This window comes from Lysinibacillus sp. NPDC093688 (assembly GCF_050280145.1).
GTDB classification, from domain to species: domain Bacteria; phylum Bacillota; class Bacilli; order Bacillales_A; family Planococcaceae; genus Lysinibacillus; species Lysinibacillus xylanilyticus_B.
Map to the genome: position 1 here is coordinate 1 of NZ_JBNNUX010000052.1, position 20,804 is coordinate 20,804.

General features: G+C 37.0%; 21 protein-coding genes. 1 reads left to right on the forward strand and 20 read right to left on the reverse strand.

Annotation, left to right across the window (positions count from 1 at the left end; genetic code table 11):
* Positions 1-211 precede the first annotated feature (211 nt).
* The gene (locus tag ACQKN2_RS23230; protein WP_427417034.1) at positions 212-685 is read left to right on the forward strand and encodes a hypothetical protein; all 474 of its coding nucleotides are present in this window, start codon (positions 212-214) and stop codon (positions 683-685) included.
* Between the two features lie 227 nt (positions 686-912).
* Here ACQKN2_RS23230 and ACQKN2_RS23235 read toward each other — a convergent pair whose 3' ends face one another.
* The 20 genes from ACQKN2_RS23235 to sleB all read right to left on the reverse strand — a co-directional run bounded on the left by ACQKN2_RS23235 (position 913) and on the right by sleB (position 20,637).
* On the reverse strand, positions 913-1,128 hold the full coding sequence (locus ACQKN2_RS23235; protein WP_427417035.1) for a hypothetical protein: 216 nt from the start codon (positions 1,126-1,128) through the stop codon (positions 913-915).
* Positions 1,129-1,385: 257 nt separating this feature from the next.
* Positions 1,386-2,354 carry a hypothetical protein gene (locus ACQKN2_RS23240; RefSeq protein ID WP_427417036.1) on the reverse strand — a complete coding sequence of 323 codons (969 nt, stop codon included), beginning with the start codon at positions 2,352-2,354 and terminating at the stop codon, positions 1,386-1,388.
* 1,213 nt (positions 2,355-3,567) lie between these two features.
* The gene (locus ACQKN2_RS23245; RefSeq protein ID WP_427417037.1) at positions 3,568-4,605 is read right to left on the reverse strand and encodes a tyrosine-type recombinase/integrase; all 1,038 of its coding nucleotides are present in this window, start codon (positions 4,603-4,605) and stop codon (positions 3,568-3,570) included.
* A 116-nt stretch (positions 4,606-4,721) separates the two neighbouring features.
* Entirely contained in the window at positions 4,722-5,135 is a 414-nt protein-coding gene (gene ndk, locus ACQKN2_RS23250; RefSeq protein WP_427417038.1) for a nucleoside-diphosphate kinase, read from the reverse strand.
* Positions 5,136-5,221: 86 nt separating this feature from the next.
* Complete coding sequence (gene hepT, locus ACQKN2_RS23255) at positions 5,222-6,196, reverse strand: heptaprenyl diphosphate synthase component II (RefSeq protein WP_427417039.1); 975 nt, start codon at positions 6,194-6,196, stop codon at positions 5,222-5,224.
* A gap of 19 nt (positions 6,197-6,215) precedes the next feature.
* Positions 6,216-6,920 carry a demethylmenaquinone methyltransferase gene (locus tag ACQKN2_RS23260; RefSeq protein WP_427417040.1) on the reverse strand — a complete coding sequence of 235 codons (705 nt, stop codon included), beginning with the start codon at positions 6,918-6,920 and terminating at the stop codon, positions 6,216-6,218.
* A gap of 15 nt (positions 6,921-6,935) precedes the next feature.
* Entirely contained in the window at positions 6,936-7,703 is a 768-nt protein-coding gene (locus tag ACQKN2_RS23265) for a heptaprenyl diphosphate synthase component 1 (protein ID WP_427417041.1), read from the reverse strand.
* A 537-nt stretch (positions 7,704-8,240) separates the two neighbouring features.
* On the reverse strand, positions 8,241-8,459 hold the full coding sequence (mtrB, locus tag ACQKN2_RS23270) for a trp RNA-binding attenuation protein MtrB (RefSeq protein ID WP_049666799.1): 219 nt from the start codon (positions 8,457-8,459) through the stop codon (positions 8,241-8,243).
* 63 nt (positions 8,460-8,522) lie between these two features.
* Positions 8,523-9,092, reverse strand: coding sequence for a GTP cyclohydrolase I FolE (folE, locus tag ACQKN2_RS23275; protein WP_079559906.1), 570 nt, complete (start codon positions 9,090-9,092; stop codon positions 8,523-8,525).
* A gap of 552 nt (positions 9,093-9,644) precedes the next feature.
* Complete coding sequence (locus ACQKN2_RS23280; protein ID WP_004232618.1) at positions 9,645-9,917, reverse strand: HU family DNA-binding protein; 273 nt, start codon at positions 9,915-9,917, stop codon at positions 9,645-9,647.
* Positions 9,918-10,117: 200 nt separating this feature from the next.
* Positions 10,118-11,596, reverse strand: a complete 1,479-nt coding sequence (gene spoIVA, locus ACQKN2_RS23285; protein ID WP_427417042.1) for a stage IV sporulation protein A — start codon at positions 11,594-11,596, stop codon at positions 10,118-10,120.
* Between the two features lie 91 nt (positions 11,597-11,687).
* Entirely contained in the window at positions 11,688-12,479 is a 792-nt protein-coding gene (locus ACQKN2_RS23290) for a hypothetical protein (RefSeq protein WP_427417043.1), read from the reverse strand.
* Positions 12,480-12,500: 21 nt separating this feature from the next.
* Positions 12,501-12,713, reverse strand: coding sequence for a DUF2768 domain-containing protein (locus ACQKN2_RS23295; protein ID WP_323649306.1), 213 nt, complete (start codon positions 12,711-12,713; stop codon positions 12,501-12,503).
* A 256-nt stretch (positions 12,714-12,969) separates the two neighbouring features.
* Complete coding sequence (locus ACQKN2_RS23300; RefSeq protein WP_427417044.1) at positions 12,970-13,986, reverse strand: NAD(P)H-dependent glycerol-3-phosphate dehydrogenase; 1,017 nt, start codon at positions 13,984-13,986, stop codon at positions 12,970-12,972.
* Between the two features lie 142 nt (positions 13,987-14,128).
* Entirely contained in the window at positions 14,129-15,439 is a 1,311-nt protein-coding gene (gene der / locus ACQKN2_RS23305; RefSeq protein WP_427417045.1) for a ribosome biogenesis GTPase Der, read from the reverse strand.
* 288 nt (positions 15,440-15,727) lie between these two features.
* Positions 15,728-16,864: a 30S ribosomal protein S1 gene (rpsA, locus tag ACQKN2_RS23310; protein ID WP_427417046.1), complete on the reverse strand. Its 1,137-nt coding sequence runs from the start codon at positions 16,862-16,864 to the stop codon at positions 15,728-15,730.
* 101 nt (positions 16,865-16,965) lie between these two features.
* A complete protein-coding gene (gene cmk, locus ACQKN2_RS23315; RefSeq protein ID WP_427417047.1) occupies positions 16,966-17,640 on the reverse strand; it encodes a (d)CMP kinase in 675 nt (224 codons plus the stop codon).
* A gap of 131 nt (positions 17,641-17,771) precedes the next feature.
* Positions 17,772-18,431: a flagellar brake protein gene (locus tag ACQKN2_RS23320; RefSeq protein ID WP_427417048.1), complete on the reverse strand. Its 660-nt coding sequence runs from the start codon at positions 18,429-18,431 to the stop codon at positions 17,772-17,774.
* 85 nt (positions 18,432-18,516) lie between these two features.
* On the reverse strand, positions 18,517-19,800 hold the full coding sequence (locus ACQKN2_RS23325; protein WP_427417049.1) for a PepSY1/2 domain-containing protein: 1,284 nt from the start codon (positions 19,798-19,800) through the stop codon (positions 18,517-18,519).
* Between the two features lie 15 nt (positions 19,801-19,815).
* Positions 19,816-20,637, reverse strand: a complete 822-nt coding sequence (gene sleB, locus ACQKN2_RS23330) for a spore cortex-lytic enzyme (RefSeq protein WP_427417050.1) — start codon at positions 20,635-20,637, stop codon at positions 19,816-19,818.
* Positions 20,638-20,804 lie beyond the last annotated feature (167 nt).

The window sequence follows — 20,804 nt, forward strand, 5'->3', positions numbered from 1 at the left end:
CGACGTTGACGTGTCATAGTAGCACGCTCCCTTTTTTTAATAGTCTAAGTTTACAACCCCTTATTTTATCTGTCCAACTTAGTGTAACCTATCCAGCACACTTTTACCACACAATACTAACCTCTCCCCTAATGTGCTACAATCTCAATACTGAAAGAATTTTAGATTTTCAGTTAGTTAAGAAAAGGTAAAAAATCGTTAGGAGCACTTAATGGAACAATTAACTTTATTATTATTTGGTGAGAAACTTCCGCCCTCTCGTCATTTGCATAAATTATCGAATAAGTTTATTAATTTATTTCTAAAGGAACGTGAGAAAGAGTCATTTAGAGAAAGTGATTATTATGTAGTGTTTATTGAAGAACATTATTTTGGTGATGAACAAAGAAAACTTATTTTTCCTCCCCCTGCCCTACCTGTACATAAAGACTTTTTACATCAAGTTCAATCTATCTATGGCAATCTAAATGCCGAAGTGGTACTTTGCACAATGCAACATGAACATCCTATTGTGTTTATAGATAATATTGAATATGAGGGATACTGTTATTATGCAAAAGATTCAAATGAAAAGATTCTTTTCTTCGATACAGACAAAGAACCTTTAACAAAATCTTTCATAAAGATGCCACAAGAAACAAATGCAGAAAAAACCATGAGAAGATGGTTACTTTCAAATATATAAATGGAGATATTGTTATCGAAACAATAGCCTTACATCACTTAATGGCTTGTGCGTAAAGTTCACACAAGCCATTTTGATCGCTGCTCATAGGTTTTGTATATCATGTTCAACTGTAACACCACTGCATCTGCGGAAGATGTATTGGCTCCGAACCTCCTCAGAGCAATCCATGCAACCAAGTATTCGTCTATCCAATTCTCGAATCGTCTGAGCGCTGTTCAATCTCCTTAGAAGCAAGCAACTCTACAAACTTCTTCAGGAATATGCTTATACAAACAATTGTCCTCAGCAACGAAAATATCATACGAATGGTAATCATGTTCAAACGAACCGCCAAAGTCTGCTATTTCAACTATTCCAACCAGTTCAATGCCATTGAATGTGAATAAGACTTTTTCGCCCAAATTAAATTTCATCGGGGGCAAACTCCAGTTTTTTGACATATCAATCACTCCTCCTTATTAAATACTTAAATACGTTTCATATGTTGTACTTTTAGTTTTGGATTGGTGATTATAAAATAGAACAACCTTAAAGCACACCAATTTAATATCAATCAATGTAATTCCATGAAATCAAGAATTGTAGTTAATCGCACCATATATATTATAAGTTTCATTACCATATTATATATATATATATATCTATTATAAGTGTTATATATAATATGGTGCAGATAAGTACATTAGTTGATTTCCCCTTAATAAGGTAACTGGGCAAGGTCTATATCAGCCATAGGGATTAATGGGATTGATTTTTCAAACTCTTCTCTCTCCTGCTTCTTAATAGCAAGATACTCCTCTCGTTTCATTACTTCCATTTTCTTAAAGGGTACAGGTTTATCTAAAAAGGAACTATAGCTATTTGTGTAGTAGGTAGTAGCTTTCCTGTCTTCGTCAAACATCCCAACTACAAAATACTCTTGATTAAACTGATGCTCAATCATATTGTAACCTTTTAGAAAGTCCAAATACTTAATCAGTGTGCGTCTAGCGATACCAGTTTCAAATGAAAGCGTAGCTAGTGGAACATCATAGCCATCAAAAAGGTCATTTTTATGCTTTAACCAACTGTACAGATAAAATCCTACTACACCTAAATTTTTGTTTGCCATACAGTACATAAATACATCGAAGCCTACTGAGTGAGTGTTAGATACATTATAAAATGTTCCTTCCATCTCTATTTCCTCTATACCACCCTCTGCTTTTATGTGCTGTTCAACCCTCTCAAATGCCTTTATAGGGCGCTTCAAGAAGAACATTTTTGGTACAGGTGGTAGCAATTCTTTATCCATTTCTGAAGCCATAAAGAAAGATAACCCTCCAATTGAGTCAAGGCTCCAAGCCATAGGGAAATTCTTTGTGGATTCTAGGTAGCCCATCTCATCTAGCAAGCCACCTTTTTTAGTAATGTAGTTCAATGTGCGATTGCTCTTGCTGTAACCGAGTATCCTCTTAATGACATTCACATCAATAAGTACCTTGGTGTTAAAGTATTTGCAATTGCGATACAAGAACTGTATTAGATAGCAATAGCTGTAAGCAAAAGCTATATGTCTGCTATCTTTAATGTAATCCTGTAAGTCACTGAATATCTCATTAGGTAGAAATATTTCTGATTCCTTTCCATTTATTTTTAATAACAACTTGATTTCTTCAATTTTCATTTTAAATCTTCCTTTTCCTAAATTATTTTTTAGGACTCGGAGCCAACAAAAAAGGTAGACAACTCAAATCAAACCTTCTCATGTTTGAGAAAAGTCCAATTTAATATTGTCTACCGCTGCATGTTAGTAGAATGTTATAGGTTTCAAATAACGCCCTTTAAGGGTTAGTTATGTTTAGGTTTCAAATAATATAGCCTTTAAGGCTTAGTTATGTTTAGGTTTCATACTAAATAATCATAATTAGTTTCATAACAAGTTTGGCAAATTTCACACTAAAACTTATTAAGTTAGCTTTAAGGGTTTCATTTAAATTTTAGGTTGCATAGAATAATTGGCTCTAAACCCCTCACTTTAAATTATATATTCTTTTTCTACTTTTGACAGGGATTTTTCTAAAATTTCTTTCAAAAATCTACTGACCAAGTGCCTTACTGATTAAAGCAATATTAGCTCCCTTCTATTGCAGGTTCTTGGCATATGCTCTTCTAATCGCAAGAGCATTTTTATTTGCGCCATGCATCTATTTCGAGTTGACTACTGTTTACGCCCTCCTCAACATGAAGCCAGAATTGAGGACAACGGCTTGGAGCAAAAATGACTGCCTATGTTTCAGAAACTAATAAATAAAGAATCTGAAACGTAGACAGACATTGCATGTATTTTCATGAATCCGTCATTAGAGGTTTCCGTATATGTATGCCCTTGTTAAATGTGATTCTTTCAAATCAATACACATAGTTTCTACTTCTGCCCCCGAAACGTCTTATAATCCGTCTACATGCCTTCTGCGTGTATCGTAAATGCTTATCCTACTGTTATAAGGAATTCAGCAACAATTACAATGTATTATGTATTCTGCATGACCTTAATCATTCAGACCTTCCACTCCTAGCCGTTATTGGTCGCTAACACCATTCAGACACCCAAACAAACAAGGAAGCTTGTAGTGGTATCCTAGACGTTTGTGTGCGATGGGAACGTCATAACCTGTCAAGTTTAGTTGCAATTGGTGTTACTAGGTTTCCACCAACGAGCAAACATGACCTCATGCTACCTAAAAAAGACAATAGGAAACTAGACCTTTGCATTTCCACTTTTTTTGAAGTAAAATGAAGGCATGTTAAACGCTCATATTTAGTTGTATTCCTGTATGGCTAAAAGCGTTGGAGGGTAGCATTGCGAGTGCTAACCCTCTTTTTTATTGCTTACTTCTCTATAAAAAATCACGTAAATTCTTTGCCACTGTATTTGGATTAAGTCCTAAATATATAGAGGTACTAGTTAAATTAGAGTGTGCTAATGCATGTGATACTAAATTTATATCTGCACCTCGCTTCACCAAATTTTGAGCGTATAATCTTCGAATCGAATGAGGATTAACGTTCTTTAAATTCCACTTTTTACTGTATACCCATAAATTTTTTGCAATTAAATTTGAAGGTGAAACTGTATTTGAAATTGGTACGCCAATGTTTGAAAGAAAAATATAATCATTCTTCTCTCTATGTTCCTTCCTGATATCATCGTTTATTGAAATCAACTCTCTTAATAAAGTACACATTTCATCATCTAAAGGAAGAATCAATGGTCTATGCGCCTTCATTATTTCTCCCTGCAATTTCAGTAGCATATTATCAAAATCAATATTCTGCTCTCTCAATGCACCCAATGTTTTAATTCGGATGCCTGTTTTGTATAAAAGTAAAATTGCTATACTATCACGTAATCCCGAATATGTTGATTTATCCAAAAGTGATAATAATAAAGCTAACTCTTTTTCTGTAGTAGCTTCCTTAACGCTTGTATTTACTTTTATTTTGATGTTTTTCCAAAACTTCGAGTTATACCATCCGTTATCGTGACACTTGCTTAAAACGGCTTTAATTTGCTTTAAACGACCATGTAAGGAAGTGTCCTTCACATTTTGGAAACTCGATAAATATTGATAAATTTTTTCATTGTTGATTTCGTGGAGATATTCAACATCGGTAACCTCAACAAAACGCTTAAAATTATAGTTATAACTATCAATTGTCCTTGGTCTTAACCCACTTAGTCGCCATTGTTGATTTAAAATTTTTAAAGCATGTCCAATTTGTATATTTCTGCTATCCATATCATCAAATGAATCAATTTTAACTATTGGGTTATTGGTTTTTTTTATCACTTTTTCTTTTGAATCTTTTTCAGCTTTGATAGTAAATAAATCTAAATCAATGTTTGTATTAACTTTATTAAAAGATTTAGACAAACAAAAAAACCTCCTAACATTTTTTGTTAGAAGGTAAAAGTTTCATCGGAAAATAGATGATTTTTTTATTTAGTTCTATTCGTAGTTTTTTTCGCTACTCTCAACGCTGAAAGAAATTAAACTAATTCACCGAAGAATAAGCCGATTTCACGCTCAGCAGAAGCAAGTGAATCAGAACCGTGAATGATGTTGTGAGAAACAGTTGTAGCATAGTCACCACGGATTGTACCTGGGTTAGATTCTTCAGGTTTAGTTGCTCCCATCATTGTACGAGCAAGCTTAATTACGTTTTCGCCTTCCCATACCATTGCGAATACAGGACCAGAAGTGATGAAATCAACTAATTCACCAAAGAATGGACGCTCAGCATGTTCAGCATAGTGCTTTTCTGCTAATTCTGTAGGAATTACCATTAATTTAGCACCTTTCAATACAAAACCGCGACGTTCAAAACGATCTACGATATCTCCTACTACTTGACGTTCTACGCCATCAGGCTTAACCATTAAAAAAGTTTGTTCGATTGCCATGTTTAAAACACTCCTTAAATTCGTATAACAGGTTTTACACCTACCGATAAATATTAACAAAAAATCAGGCTTTGTACAACAAAAAGCTAGAATTTACGCTTACCCATAAATAAAGCGACATCACGTAGTTTTTTCTTGACAGGATGTTTTGGTAATGCATCTATTTCCTGTAATGCCTTTTTCAAATATTTATCACTCATTTTATTAGCTTTCTCAATCGCGTCGGATTTACGCACATATCGCAGCATATTTTGACGTTCTACCTCCGTCAAAGTACCTGCGAATACTTTTACCAAATAAGGTTGCATCCCAGGATCATCTTTTAACAATAGAATCGGTAATGTAATATTGCCCTGCAATAAATCACTACCTGCTGGCTTCCCTAATTCTTTATCTGTTGCCATTATGTCTAAAACATCATCGATAATCTGGAAGCTCATGCCTACAAAATAACCGAAGCGTTTCAAATGTCTCACTGTTTTGGGATCGACACCTGCTGCTACTGCACCAAGTTCACAACTAGAAGAAATTAGTAACGCCGTCTTGCGTTTAATTCGTCTAAAATAATCCTTTAATCCTTGATCTAGTCTAAATTTATCTTCGATTTGAATGACTTCACCGTTACAAATTTCCACCATTGTACGTGCTAAAATTTGATGAACTAATGGGTCTTCAAGCTTTGTAATATATTCAAGTGCACGTGCAAAAATAAAATCGCCCGTGTACATTGCAACTCTATTATTCCATTGTGATTTGACAGTCGGGCGTCCTCTTCGCATATTGGAATCATCAATTACATCATCATGCACAAGTGATGCCATATGAATAAGCTCTACTGGCACGGCTACATCCTTCATCTTTTCGATATCATAGTCACCAAATTTCGCGCCAAGCAACACAAAAATTGGTCGTATCCGTTTACCACCAGCTTGCAATAAATGGAGAGAAGCATCATTGATCAAACCTGAAGAAGAGTACACTGCATTTTCTAATTCTTTTTCAATGATATCGATATCTGATTTCAAATCGGAATAGAGTAGTTTTAACTTCATCTTTTCCACTTGTGAAAACCTTCCCCCATTAACGTACCTTTTTAAAGCCCATATGCATTGCCGCAGCACCGCCACTGTATGCTTTGTACGTTACTTTTTCTAAACCTGCCTGTTCAAACATTGCCGCTAACTTCTTCATACCTGGGAAATCATTTGCTGATTCCTGTAACCAAGAATATTCTTTAAAGCTTTTCGCAAATATTTTACCAAATACCGGCATTATATATTTAAAATAAAAACGGAATAGCTGTCGATAGCCGGGAATTTCAGATTGAGATGTTTCTAAACAAACAACCACTCCTCCAGGTTTTACAACACGATTCATTTCCTTTAAAACTTGTAAATAATCTGGTACATTACGAAGCCCAAAACCAATTGTTACATAATCAAATGTATTATCTTGGAAAGGCAATTCCATAGCATTTCCATGTATTAATTCAATTTGTGGGTATGGCTTTACTTTTTGTTCGCCAACCTTCAGCATGTTTTTACTGAAGTCTACCCCTTTTACTTCTCCACCTTCACCAACTGCCTCTGCTAAGGCAATTGTCCAATCTGCCGTACCACAGCAAACATCCAGTGCTTTCGCTCCAGGTTTTACTGCCATAAGCTTCATCGTATCATTGCGCCAGCCAACATGCATTTGGAAGCTAATAACACCATTCATTTTGTCATAGCTTTGCGAAATACTTTCAAATACTTCGTGCACGTGCTCTTCTTTCGTTTTAGCCATTTTGAAAAACCTCTCTTATCCATTAGTAGAAGCAATGGATGCCTCTACACGCGCTTGTAGAACTTGTTTCACATCACCTTGTAAAAACGATGCATCTTCTATCACCTGTAACAGCTCTGTTTTTAATTGCACAATTTTGTCCTGTATGACGTTGACATAGGTCGCTCCAGCAGATCTCGCACTTTCTTCAAGAACCCTACTCATTAACGTTACTTGCCCACGTTGATATGTCGCCCATTCTCTTTCTAAACGCAAGATTAATAAGCTCTTCTCTACAAGTGGAATATAGTTTCCAAACGAATAGAGCTCAAAAAATTTTGAGATCAATCCCGATTCAATGTTAGTTATTGAGGCATACCATTGTTCGACTGATCGTTTTTCTGCTTCATATACTTTAATTTGGTGTTCACAACGTTCCACAATCCCTTGTGACAAACTTCTAATCAATTCGATATTTCCCGACATCGCTAAAATTTCATAATAACGACCACTATAAAAGTCTCCAGCTAAAACGGTTAGCTGCTGTTCTTTTGATGTGGCATCTAATTCTTTTATATGATCGTGAGCCGCTAAGGCTGCGTACACAATTCCAACAGTGATGGCAGCTTCTCTTTCCTCTTGCTGCCACTCCTCACCATTCAAAAAGGGAACTAACAAGTAAAATAATTGATTTTCATCGAGCACAGGCACCCCTGTGTATTTTTGCAAAGTTCTATGACGAACATCCATGAAAATCTCTGTTTTTAATTGTGCAATTGAATTTTGAATGTATGTTGCATTCATAGACCTTACTCCATTTCACTTTCAAATACGTTAGCCACTTCATGGATCTAACGCTTGCTTACTGAGTCATTATAGCACACGCGACGATTCGGAATAAAAAATTTTTGCTTATTCAACATGATAGACAGCAGAGCTTCCCCAATCAATTATGCCTTGGCAAATATGCGTCAGGAATCGGCTTTGTTCTTAGGCCTGTACGAGGGCCGACACGATGTCGGTCATTTCGGTTATGCCACAGAATGTGGCGTTTTTACTGGTGCAGGTCAAGTTAGCCGTTATCGCATGGATGCGATGATTTTACGCTAACATCCTCTAAGAACTTCTTTCTGATTCCGTGGCATCCGCCGGAGGCTTTAACTTCTGTAACTGCCGTTGTAAAAAACAATTGTAGCTGACGCTTTGCTTACGCTACAAAAGACATTTGCTGAAAGCAAGTTAAAAACAGTTTACACATTTAGTCGATTTATATGTGCCATCACTAATTTGCCATGAACATAAAACCATTTCTAAAGCACTTCTGAATGTAATTGCTCTTTATTACTTTTTCGCTTCGCTATTAATAACACCATGAGCTGTATGAATCTGTGCTTTCCCACGAATTTTCATGGCAGATGTATGTTCGGTAAATTGAGCAATCATAACTTCGCCTGCATCTAATTTTTCAGAATGATGGAACTTTGTATCTGTACCTCGTGTTAAACCGATTACATGCACGCCATCTTCCTCTGCTTGAATAACAATATAATCTTGTGCCATTGTCTGTACACTCCTTAAATCCGACAAATTCTTTGTCCATCATAACATAATTAGACATACAATTTAAGACATTTGAATAAATGATAAAACTTCTCTACGTTTTACTTCATCTTCTTCGTAAATACCACGTGCAACCGATGTCACAGTTTTAGATCCTGGCTTCTTAAGTCCTCGCATAGTCATGCACATATGCTCCGCCTCAATCACTACATAAACACCTTTCGGAGAGAGCATTTCCATAATTGTCTCTGCCACTGAAGAAGTAATACGTTCTTGTAATTGCGGACGACGAGCAATCGTTTCTACTGCACGGCCTAATTTACTTAGTCCAGCAACAATGCCATCGTTTGGTATGTATGCGACATGAGCTTTTCCGTAAAAAGGCACTAGATGATGCTCACACATCGAATAAAACGGAATGTCCTTTACAAGTACTAATTCTTCATGGTCTTCATGAAACACTGTTTTAAAATAATCTTTTGCGTCTTCATGTAAGCCACTAAACATTTCTGCATACATTTTTGCTACACGTTTCGGTGTATCGAGTAAACCTTCACGATTTACATCTTCGCCTACCGCTTCTAATATCATTTTTACTGCTTCTTCTATTTTCAATAAATCAACATTCGACATCCGTTAAAACCCTCCTGCGTATCAATACATTACACATTTCCTTATGCATCGTAGCACATCCAAAAGGTAAGCGCAAAACGACTTACTTGATTCAAAAGAAATTCAACGCTATATGAATAAAATTGCCATTTAACACTTTCTAATTAGTAGTATGTTTTGTAAATTTTAGCTCGTCACAATAACGTCGGGTTAATTTCCGTTCCGGGCGACAGATGTTTTTTTGTGCGAAGGATTATTACAAATGCGATGCTTTTAGCCTTCGTTCCTCTACTCGCTTGCGCTCTAGGGAAGCTGATTCCCTTAGAAGATGCCCTGTCTCCACTCCAACCAACTAAATATATCTATAAGTTTCAAAAAAATAGATCCCGACTTTCAGTGATAGGCCTAAATTGTTCATAGGATCTCTATATTGCTTACACTTACGTTTATGTCATCTTTCTATGTACCATTAAATTTTTAGTTATCTATGCAACACCCGCTGAAATAAGTTAAAAAGAGCAGCCTTCATGTTCGTTTACATGAAGACTGCTCTATGTAACTACCAGACGTGTATTATTTTACAGCATCTTTAAGCGCTTTACCTGGTTTGAAAGCAGGTACTTTGCTAGCAGCGATTTCGATTTCTTTACCAGTTTGTGGGTTACGACCTTTACGAGCCGCACGTTCACGTACTTCAAAGTTACCAAAACCAATTAATTGTACTTTGTCACCCTTTGCAAGAGCATCTTGAATTGTATCAAATACAGCTTCAACTGCTTTAGAAGCGTCTTTTTTAGAAAGACCTGCAGCTTCAGCAACAGAGTTTACTAATTCTGTTTTATTCACACCATTCACCTCCTCTCAAAGGGTCATGAACCAATTCTGTAAAAAGATTAACACATAGAAAACCGCTACGCAACTGTATTCATTCATGATTATAACCAAAAAATAAGTTTTTCACCCAAAAAACAAAAATATCAGGACTTTTCGCATAAGAACGAAAAGCCCTGTAATAATTTTTTGCGCTTTTTTTATTCATTTTATCACTACAAAATAAATGTAACTAACCCTCTATCACCTTCGTTCACCATACGTTCAATTGTTTGTCGCATCCGTTTTTTAGCTGTATTTGGAACAGCATCCATTTTATAGCGTATCCCTTCTTTTAACACTTCATGTAGGGGAGTTCCAAAAAGCTGTGTGTTCCATAATGCATCACGATCATGTAGATAAGCATGATTTAAATCCTTAAGCAATTGTTGACTGTGGAATTCTGAGCCGATTAATGGCGCGAATTCTGAATCCATATCTACACGAATGATATGATATGATGGCGCTTTTGCCTTCATACGCACACCATAAAAATTATTTTGTTTAATGAGCTCTGGTGCTGTTGGTTCAAACTCCTGCATCATCGGCAATGTGACACCATAACCAGTCGAATCTGCTTCATTAATTGCACTTTTAAAGCGTTTTTGCGCCTCTTTTGCTTCTGCCGCCTCTTTAATAAATACTAGCCAATCTCGCTTCGTCTCAATTGGTTCTTCTAGCCATTCATTACACACCGACTTATATAGCTCACTTTGTAATGACACTCGAATAACTGCATTCCCAACACCAGCATCCACATGTACCACTTCACTTTGATCAATAAAATCAATGGCTTTAAAGGCATCTGACGCCTGCTGCACATCTCTAATTTTCATAATAGATGACAACACTTCTTCCATCGAATCAATTAGCGCAACATTCAATGGGTGTGTTGCATCTAAAACATCTAACCAATCTGGTTTCTCCACCTCAATTGTTCGAATTGGAAATTCAAATAATGCTTCTTGCAAAATATACTGAATATCAGATGCACGCATTTGATCAATTGCAGTGGCAATTACTGGGACATTATAGCGCTCAAATAACTCATTTCGAAGCTGTACGGTTTCCTCTCGGGCCGGCATTTGACAATTTAGTACAATAACAAAAGGTTTTCCAATATCCATTAATTGCTCTACAATTTCCTCTTCTGCCTTCTCTGCTGCACGACGACTTATACCATTAACTGTGCCATCTGTTGTTACAACAATCCCAATATTGGCATGGTCACGAATTACTTTATCTGTGCCTATTTTCGCCGCTTCTTGGAAAGGAATAGGCTCTGTATGCCAAGGTGTATGCACAAATTTTGGCCCATTTTCATCCTCATAGCCCTTTGTACCTTCAATGATATAACCAACGCAATCGGCTAAACGAATTGAGAACGGCATTTCATCATCACCAACCGCAATACGTGTTGCTTGGGCAGGCACAAACTTCGGCTCAGCAGTCATAATGACTGGCCCCGGTGAGCTTTGTGGCAACTCGTCTTGTGCTCGCATTCTTTCTGTTTCATCCACAATATTTGGTAACACGACCGCTTCCATAACCTTTTTTACAAATGTTGATTTACCTACACGTACTGGACCGACAACACCAATATAAACATCGCCATTTGTGCGCTCTGCAATTTCTCTAAATACTGCTTCACTCAAGGTTTCTGCCTCCTTTATCTACGCTTTTTCACTATATGCGGGCGGATAGATAAATATGAAAAGCCCCTCACAAATGTAAGGAGCTTTTCGACTAATCTTTTTTAGTTTTAGATTCAGACTCTTGAATTGCTTTTTCTCTAGCTTTTTCTCTAGCTTTTTTTGCGTCACTATTATAGGCATCCATAGAATAAATTGGCTCACCATTTTCATCTACTGTATACGGTATAGAATAAGCTGGTACTACTGGATATTTATCGACAAGTAGCTGACGAATATCATCTCCAGGCTTCACAGAAGGCTTGTCTTCTTTTAGTAGTTGACCTAAGTCGATCGAATAGTCGACATGCATTTCGCCATCGCCTGTCATAAATATTGGTAATTCGGTACCAGAATAGGGGCTTTTCACAGTTACATCTGTTTTATAGCCCAATTCTTCAAAGTTAATTTGATATACATTATCAGAAGCTGCACCCTTTATCGGTAAATATTGGGTAGAAAGTTTACGAATATTAATTTCACGAATTCGCTCTGCAGCATTTAAATCTACCAATTTTACTTTAGCTTCATTCTCAGGATCCCAAATAATATACTGGAAAATCCCACCCTTTTCATAGGCGTTCCCAGGAATTTGTGCAAGATATTTAGGCATTAATTTTTCAAAATCAATTAAATATTTTATATATATATCTGTATCTAGCTCGCTATTTTTAATTGGAACTAGTCCACCAGTTGCTTCACGATATTCATTAACCGCACGCTGAACCGCAGCTAATTGGTCAGCATCAGGCACTAATTTTGCCCTTTTCTCGTCTTCTGGATATGCACAACCTACTAGAAGTACAGCGGTTACTACTACCAAAAGAAAAGCACTTAGTTTTTTCATGTCACTTCCACCTCATCATTTTTATGCCGGCCATGTGGCAACAATTAGTACCATTAAAAATGTGCCAAGTCCAAACAGTATGTATGCAATTAAATTTACGATTGTACGTAAAAAAACGTTCGAAACTTTATTACGAGCTAAATAAATTAAACCGATAGATATAATTAAAAAACCGATACAATAAAACGATACCCACATTACATCAAGTGCAGGCAAATGTGCTAACGGACCCATTTAAGACAACCACCTTTCTACAACGTCACGAAACAATCAAAGTATATTATACTATGTGCTTTCGCTAAAAAGAAATAGTTGTCCAGTAACTATCATCAAATGGACAACCTTTATAACTTTTTAGCATATTCAATTAAAAGCACACAATAAGGCGTCTCAGCTATTCCCTGAGACACCTTATTTATGTCCATTTTATGACAAAACTAATCAAATAGATCAGGTATATCAATTACCTTATTTATCCATTTTTATTAATTTAGTATATCATGTCATCGATTTCTCGCTTTTTCATACGCATCATCAATGTATCAACCGCTATTTTAGGTTCGATATTATTAAATAGAACACTATAAAGCTCCGCTGTTATCGGCATAGCAACGTCATATTTCTTTGCTAGCTGATAGGCCGCTTTTGTTGTGCGTACCCCCTCAACAACCATGCCCATTTGGTCGAGTACCTCTGGTAGCTTCATGCCTTGCCCCAGTAAATTACCTGCGCGCCAATTACGAGAGTGTACACTTGTACATGTTACAATTAAGTCCCCCATGCCTGTAAGTCCTGAGAATGTGAATGGATTCCCTCCCATTTCAACACCAAGACGTGAAATTTCAGCTAAACCTCGAGTAATAAGTGCCGCTTTGGCATTATCACCATAATTTAAGCCGTCTGAAATACCTGCGGCTAATGCAATGACGTTTTTTAATGCGCCACCTATTTCTACGCCAATCACATCTTTGTTTGTGTAGACACGGAAATATTGGTTCATAAATAAATCCTGCACTTTTTCTGCAGCTTCAATGTTTGCACAAGCCGCTGTAACAGTTGTCGGGTGGTGTAAGACAACTTCCTCTGCATGACTTGGACCTGAAAGTACAACAACTTCTTCTACAAATTCTGCAGGTAGACTTTCTACTAAAATTTCCGAAATTCGTTTTAATGTATCGGGCTCAATTCCCTTCGATACATGCACAAACAGTATTTTTTTATCGAATGTTGCTATCATTTTTTCACATACTTCTCGAATAGCCTTAGTAGGCACGGCTACGACAATTGTCTCCGAATGAGCAACTGCCTTAGCAATATCACTTGTCGCATACAAATTTGTTGGCAGTACTGTTTCAGGTAAATACTTCCTATTTGTATGCAGGTTGTTAATTTCTTCAGCTTGATCTGTTCGATGAGTCCATAGAAGTGTATCATGCCCATTTTCTGCAAGTACCATCGCAAGTGCTGTCCCCCACGAGCCTGCCCCTAACACACAAACTTTTTCCATTCAAAATCCTCCCTTGTTAAGAAAAGACAATTCACTCTTATTAGTTTCGAAAAATGCTAGAGAAAACTATACTTTCTTCTCTTGTAAAAAGACGCCACCCAACAAAATTGTCGGGCTGGCGTATTGTATGTGTATATTTTTCCTAAGCACGAGCTCGGGGAATTAATCGAATTGGCGTTCCTTCAAAATCAAATGTTTCTCGGATACGGTTTTCTAAAAATCGTTCATAAGAGAAATGCATTAGCTCTGGTTCATTAACAAACACCACAAACGTCGGTGGCTGTATCGCAACTTGTGTAGCATAGTAGATACGAAGACGGCGTCCCTTATCAGCTGGTGCTGGGTTACGTGCCACAGCATCCTCAATCACCTCATTAAGGATAGATGATTGAATACGCATTGCGTGGTTTTCACTTACACGTTGTATAATCGGTAAAATTTGATGTACACGCTGTTTTGTATTGGCCGATACAAAAATAATCGGTGCATAGTCTAAGAATAAGAAATGCTCACGAATTTGTTGTGTAAAGACGTTCATTGTTTTTTCGTCTTTTTCAATGGCATCCCATTTATTAACTACAATAACAATAGCTTTTCCTGCTTCATGCGCATAGCCTGCAATTTTTTTATCTTGTTCTTGAATGCCTTCTTCTGCATTTAGAACGACTAAAACAACATCAGAGCGTTCAATTGCTCGTAACGCACGTAATACAGAATATTTCTCTGTCGTTTCGTATACTTTCCCTTTTTTACGCATACCTGCAGTATCTATAATGACATATTCCTGATCATCATACTCATAAGGCGTGTCAATAGCATCACGAGTAGTCCCCGCGATATTACTAACAATTACGCGGTCTTGGCCTAAAAAAGCATTTACTAATGAGGATTTCCCTACATTTGGTCGACCAATTAACGAGAATTTAATAACCTCGTCTCCATATTGCTCTTCATCTTCCTTAGGGAAATGTTGTGCACATTCGTCCAATAAATCCCCTAAGCCTAAGCCGTGAGAACCAGAAATTGGCCAAGGCTCACCAAAGCCAAGCGCATAGAAATCATAAATCATTTCGCGCATGTCTGGGTTATCAATTTTATTCACTGCTAAAACGACTGGTTTTTTTGTTTTGTATAAAATTTTAGCTACTTGCTCATCAGCAGCTGTTACACCTTCACGACCATTTGTCATAAAGATAATAACGTCCGCTTCATCAATGGCGATTTCTGCTTGTTGACGAATTTGCTCTAAAAACGGCTCGTCTCCAATCTCAATACCACCTGTATCAATAATATTAAAATCATGTGCTAACCACTCTGCCGAACTATAAATACGGTCGCGTGTAACGCCTGGAATATCTTCCACAATCGATACACGTTCTCCAACGATACGATTAAAAATCGTCGACTTACCTACGTTCGGACGACCTACGATGGCTACTACTGGTTTCGTCATCTGTACTTCATCCTTCCAACTTCTTGTCTTTCGCTATTATACACGAAAAATGCCATTATATCATATCATATCCATGAAGGAGCGCGCTATGTACTGATCTTTCCATTTATTTAAGGATTTTTATATCATTTCGGCTGTTCTATTTGAATGTTCAATGTGATGTGGTTATCTTCGAGTCTGATTTATTCTATCCGTTTTACTATAATTGTTCTTTCCGTCGCTTTGGCTTTTCTAACCATTTCCTCCATAAAAAAGCGAGGACACAAACTGTATCCTCGCTTGTCAAGTTTATTTAAAGTTTTTCAGTTTATCGCCAATAACATCACCGAAAGAGAAGCCTGTGTTTTCTTCTGGTAATTCATAGTCGATTACTTCCTCTGCCTCAGGATTTTCAAGTAAATCTTTAATGCTTAATGCTAAGCGGCCATCTTCAGCATTTACGTCAAGCACTTTCACCTGTACCTCTTGTCCTTCTTTTAAAGCCTCATGTGGCGTGTTAATATGCTTATGCGCGATTTGCGAAATATGCACTAAACCTTCTACACCTGGGAAAACTTCCACAAACGCTCCGAAAGAAGTAAGACGTTTTACTTTTCCATCTAACACTGTACCTTTAGCTGCACGCTCTTCAATGTTCGACCAAGGACCAGGCATCGTATCTTTAATAGATAACGAAACACGCTCATTTGCTGGATCTACTGAAAGGACTTTTACCTTCACCTCTTGTCCTTCTGATAAAACCTCACTCACATCACCCACATGCTCATGAGACACTTGTGAAATATGAACAAGACCATCAATACCACCAAGGTCAATAAATGCACCAAATGATGCAATACGCTGTACTTTACCATTTAAAACGTCACCAGTTTTAATTTGGTTAATGACATTTTTCTTTTGAGAAGCTTTTTCAGCTTCCACTACAGCACGATGTGATAAGATCAAGCGATTTTTTTCTTTATCAAGCTCAACAATTTTAAAGTTAAGAGATTTACCTTTATAGTCTTCAAAATCATCAACAAAGTAGTCTTCTACTAGAGATGCTGGAACGAAGCCACGTACTCCTAAATCTACGACAAGGCCACCCTTAACAATATCCTTTACTTCCGCTTCGAAAATTTCCTCAGCGTTGAATTGTTGCTCAAGTGTATCCCATGCTTTTAAAGCATCTACTTTACGTTTTGATAATACATAGTTTTCTTCTTCAACTTTTGTAATCATCAACTCCAACTCATCTCCGACAGAGATGACGTCAGACGCTTTTTCAATGTGTAAGCTTGATAATTCACTTATTGGTACAATACCGTCAAATGGTGCACCTGGGATTGAAACAGTTACCGCTTTTTCATCAACCTGCTCAGCAATACCTTTGACGATATCACCTTCGTTTAACGTTTGTTCTACATTGTTCATTTCTTCAGACATATGTAACCCTCCTTCGCATCTTCCCTTACTATTTTATTCGATATTGAAGCCAAAGACAAAAATAATCCTTTAAATTTTAAAAATGTCTGAAATTTTAGGATTTATAGCATTTTTTCTTGCGCTAATTTTAAAATGGCCTGTGCAGCATTATCAATTGATAAGGCTGTCGTGTCTAAAAACATGGCATCTTCTGCTTGAATTAGTGGTGATGCTTCACGTTCGCTATCCATTTTATCGCGCAGGGCAATTTCTTCTTGAAGCTTTTCAACGGTAGATTCAATTCCTCGCTTTTGATTGTCAATAAAACGACGTCTCGCTCTCTCTTCTACAGTTGCAGACATAAATATTTTTAGTTCTGCATTCTTTAATACATGTGTAGCAATATCGCGCCCATCCATAACAACACCACCATTAGCCGCGAGCTTTTGTTGCTGTGTTACTAATAGTTCACGTATTTCAGCATGAGCCGCTACTTGTGAAACAGATGACGTTACTTCATTTGATCGAATTTCAGCAGAAACGTTCTTCCCATCTAAAAAAACAAGTTGTCCTTGAGAAGAAGGCTTTAATTCAATTGTGCTAGATGCTAGCATTTCTGCTAATTTTGTTTCATCATCTAAATGTATGTTTTGTTGCATTGCTTTATACGTGACAGCACGATACATAGCACCTGTGTCGATATAAGTAAATTCAAGTGCCTCTGCAACGATTTTTGCGATTGTGCTTTTCCCAGCACCAGCCGGTCCATCAATCGCAATTTGAATGTTTTTCTTCATATTTCCCCCTACTTTCTATCACACCATATTGTATCATAAAAAAGCCCTCTTCAAGGAGAGGGCTTTCTAAAATCAAATTACTACGCGAGTTGAAAGGTGTGTAAACTCCCTGCAAAAATTCATAGATTTTCTCAATCATCAAAAGGATTTATTTCTTTACGACGATTCACTAACTGACGTTCAAAGCAGAAACGAACAATATGCTGTTGGTCTACATCATCAGTATCTGTTAGTTGTATAGTGGCAATTTTTTTGTCATCTTTTTCGAATATACGAACAACCAACGCATCCGTAATCACGTATTTAACATCCCCGTTGGCATATGGTAAAACGATTGTTAACCGAACCTCATCACCAGCTCGGAAAGAAATTGCCCCTTTCAAGATAACTGCTAAACCACCTGCGCTAACATCCGTTGTTACTAGCTGATATTTGTAATCCTTAAATTGTATCGCTACATCCACAGGCGTTTCCACACGTACATATTCACGACGCTGAATTTTGATAAAGTCATCTTCCTTTGGACAATGCAACATAATCATAGGAATATGACCAGCTTTACGTCCAATCACTTCAGTACTAAAAGCAAATGATTGTTTATCCTCCGTGCGAAAAGTTGCTCTAAATTCAGATCCATCTATTAAAAAAGCTGTTTTCTTTGTGGCAACATTTATTGGATAATCAATGTAAATAATATTTTCATTTTGTTCTACAACTTTACAGCGGAATTTTTCAACACTCTCTGTATAAGTTGGTTCAAGTTCTAATTGTGTACCAATTTTTATTTCCATGAGCATCTCCCCGAACACAAATATACTTTATTATCGCACGAGATGCCCATTCTGGCTATATGAAAACTGGTAGTTTTTTCATGGATTACGTTAAATATTCCACTTTTAAAACATTGTGATTTTCTGCGTCAATAACAATTCTGAACGTTTCTTGCGTGTTTTTATCACGAACCGCAATTACCTCATAACAAAGACGCTGTTCAAATTGACCATTATCTGTATAAATTTTTCTTACTTCTTCTACTTTCACGTCGGGATCAAAGAAAGTTTTCCAATCAATTGGTTTTGCAGTTTGTGGTTTAATCGTCTCTTCTTGAATATATTCCATCGCATTTGCACCAAGTAACTCGCCTGTATCCTTAGCAAGCTTTAATTGCACCCCATCTGCATAAACCAATGCATTATCACCAGGGTGAACACGTGCAAATGTCACATGCCATGCTTGATGATTTTCACGAGTTTCCACAAATGCTACATCATTCATACCAAGTCGTTTTACATATTCTTCAGCTTTTTTCATAATTTCATCTTGTGATAGCCTTGCTTCATCTACTGGACGTTCCACTAAATAGGATAGTAAATGCCCACCTTTTTCTGTTAGGTCGACATATCCTAAACGAATACCTTGATGGAATTGGATATGATAAAACGGATATGGTGCAGTATCGCTACTTTTCGTAACAGTAAATGTTGCATCTTTTATGATAGGGAATAATTGTTTTACTTTTTCCAATGCTTCTTTTTCAGTAATGACTGAATCCTGTAATGCTTGAAGATCTATTTTTTTCTGCCAATCTGATTCACTTAATGTAAGTGGGAAGTCTTTTTCGCCGTAACCCTTTAATGTCTTTTGTACATTATCAAATGTTGTATTCGGGTTCTTAGTATCTACTTGTCGTAACCAGACATCCATCTTACCGTTATTTTTATAAAAATCTACTGTTGCAGCTGACCATTCATCTGAAAGTGATTGTAAATTTGTAGAGATTTGTGGCATTTTTTCTCGCCAAGCTTGGTAATCACCTGTTTTAGATGTTCTCTTTGCCTCATCTCCTAGGCGCCCTAAGTAACTTAACCAGTCGTTCGACATTTCCTGTCCGATAGGAATATTCGACATAGAAGATCGAACGTCAGAGCTCAGTCGCCAAACAGAATCTAACTCATTGTGAATGGCATTGTCATCCCTAAACAATAGAGATTGTGAAACAGATCTTTGTAGATGCGATAATTTCTCAGATGCATCCGTTAAATTATCCGTGTACTGAGCAAGCACAGTACGTTGTAAACTTGCGTTTTTTCCGTGTATATTAATGCTATATGCCCCTAAGCCAATAACTGCCGCAGTGAGTATAACGAGCATAGTTCTCATTTTTTTCCTCCTTTCTTATGAACAGAAAATGTGTTCTCCAATTCGTTTAATTTGTGGTCGTGACCAAATCCACTTACTTGTAGCTGTTTTCGGATTAAAATAATAAAGTGCATTTTCTGAAGGATCCCAACCATTCATAGCATCAAGAACTGCTTCTTTTGCACGTTCATTTGGTTCAAGCCAAATTTGTCCATCTGCCACCGCAGTAAATGCTAGCGGTTGGAAAATAATACCTGAAATAGTATTCGGGAATTCAGGACTTTCTAAACGATTTAAAATAACGGCCGCTACTGCTACCTGACCTTCATAAGGCTCTCCTCGAGCTTCACCATAAACCGCATTCGCGATTAATTGTATATCTCTGTCAGTATACTTTGGAGGTACTTGAGTTTTAGTCCCATTATTATTACTACTTCCACTACTTTTACCTCCTCCTCCACCACCGCCAGTATTTGTTTTTACTTGCTGTTCAAGTGGCACACCACCATAATAGGTAAATTGATTTCCTGCATTTAATTGTGCCTTAACCCATCCTTCATCAAAATCTGAATGACCTGATAAAGTTTTTTTAGTTTTAGCACCGGCAATTCCATCGACTGGTAAACCATATTTTTGTTGAAAATTTCGTAAAGCCCAATATGTGTTATAGCCAAATTTGCCATCAATTTTACTTTTATAAAATCCTAAGTATTGTAGCCTTGCTTGTAGCTCAATTACATCATCTCCATAAGCACCACGAGAAATCTGTTGCTCGGTAAATGCAATGGCGTCATTTTGTGGAATAGCAAATATACTAATCCCCAACATCAAAGCAAAAATTATGCTTACTATACGCACTTTCATCACTCCTTTTTTTTCATAGCTTGAAACAAACGACTCATTTTATACATATCAATTTTGCCTCGGCAAAATTGCGTCCGGAATCGGCTTTGTGCTTAGGCCTGCACGAGGGCCGACACGATGTCGGTCATTTCGGTAATGCCACAGGACGTGGCGTTTTTACC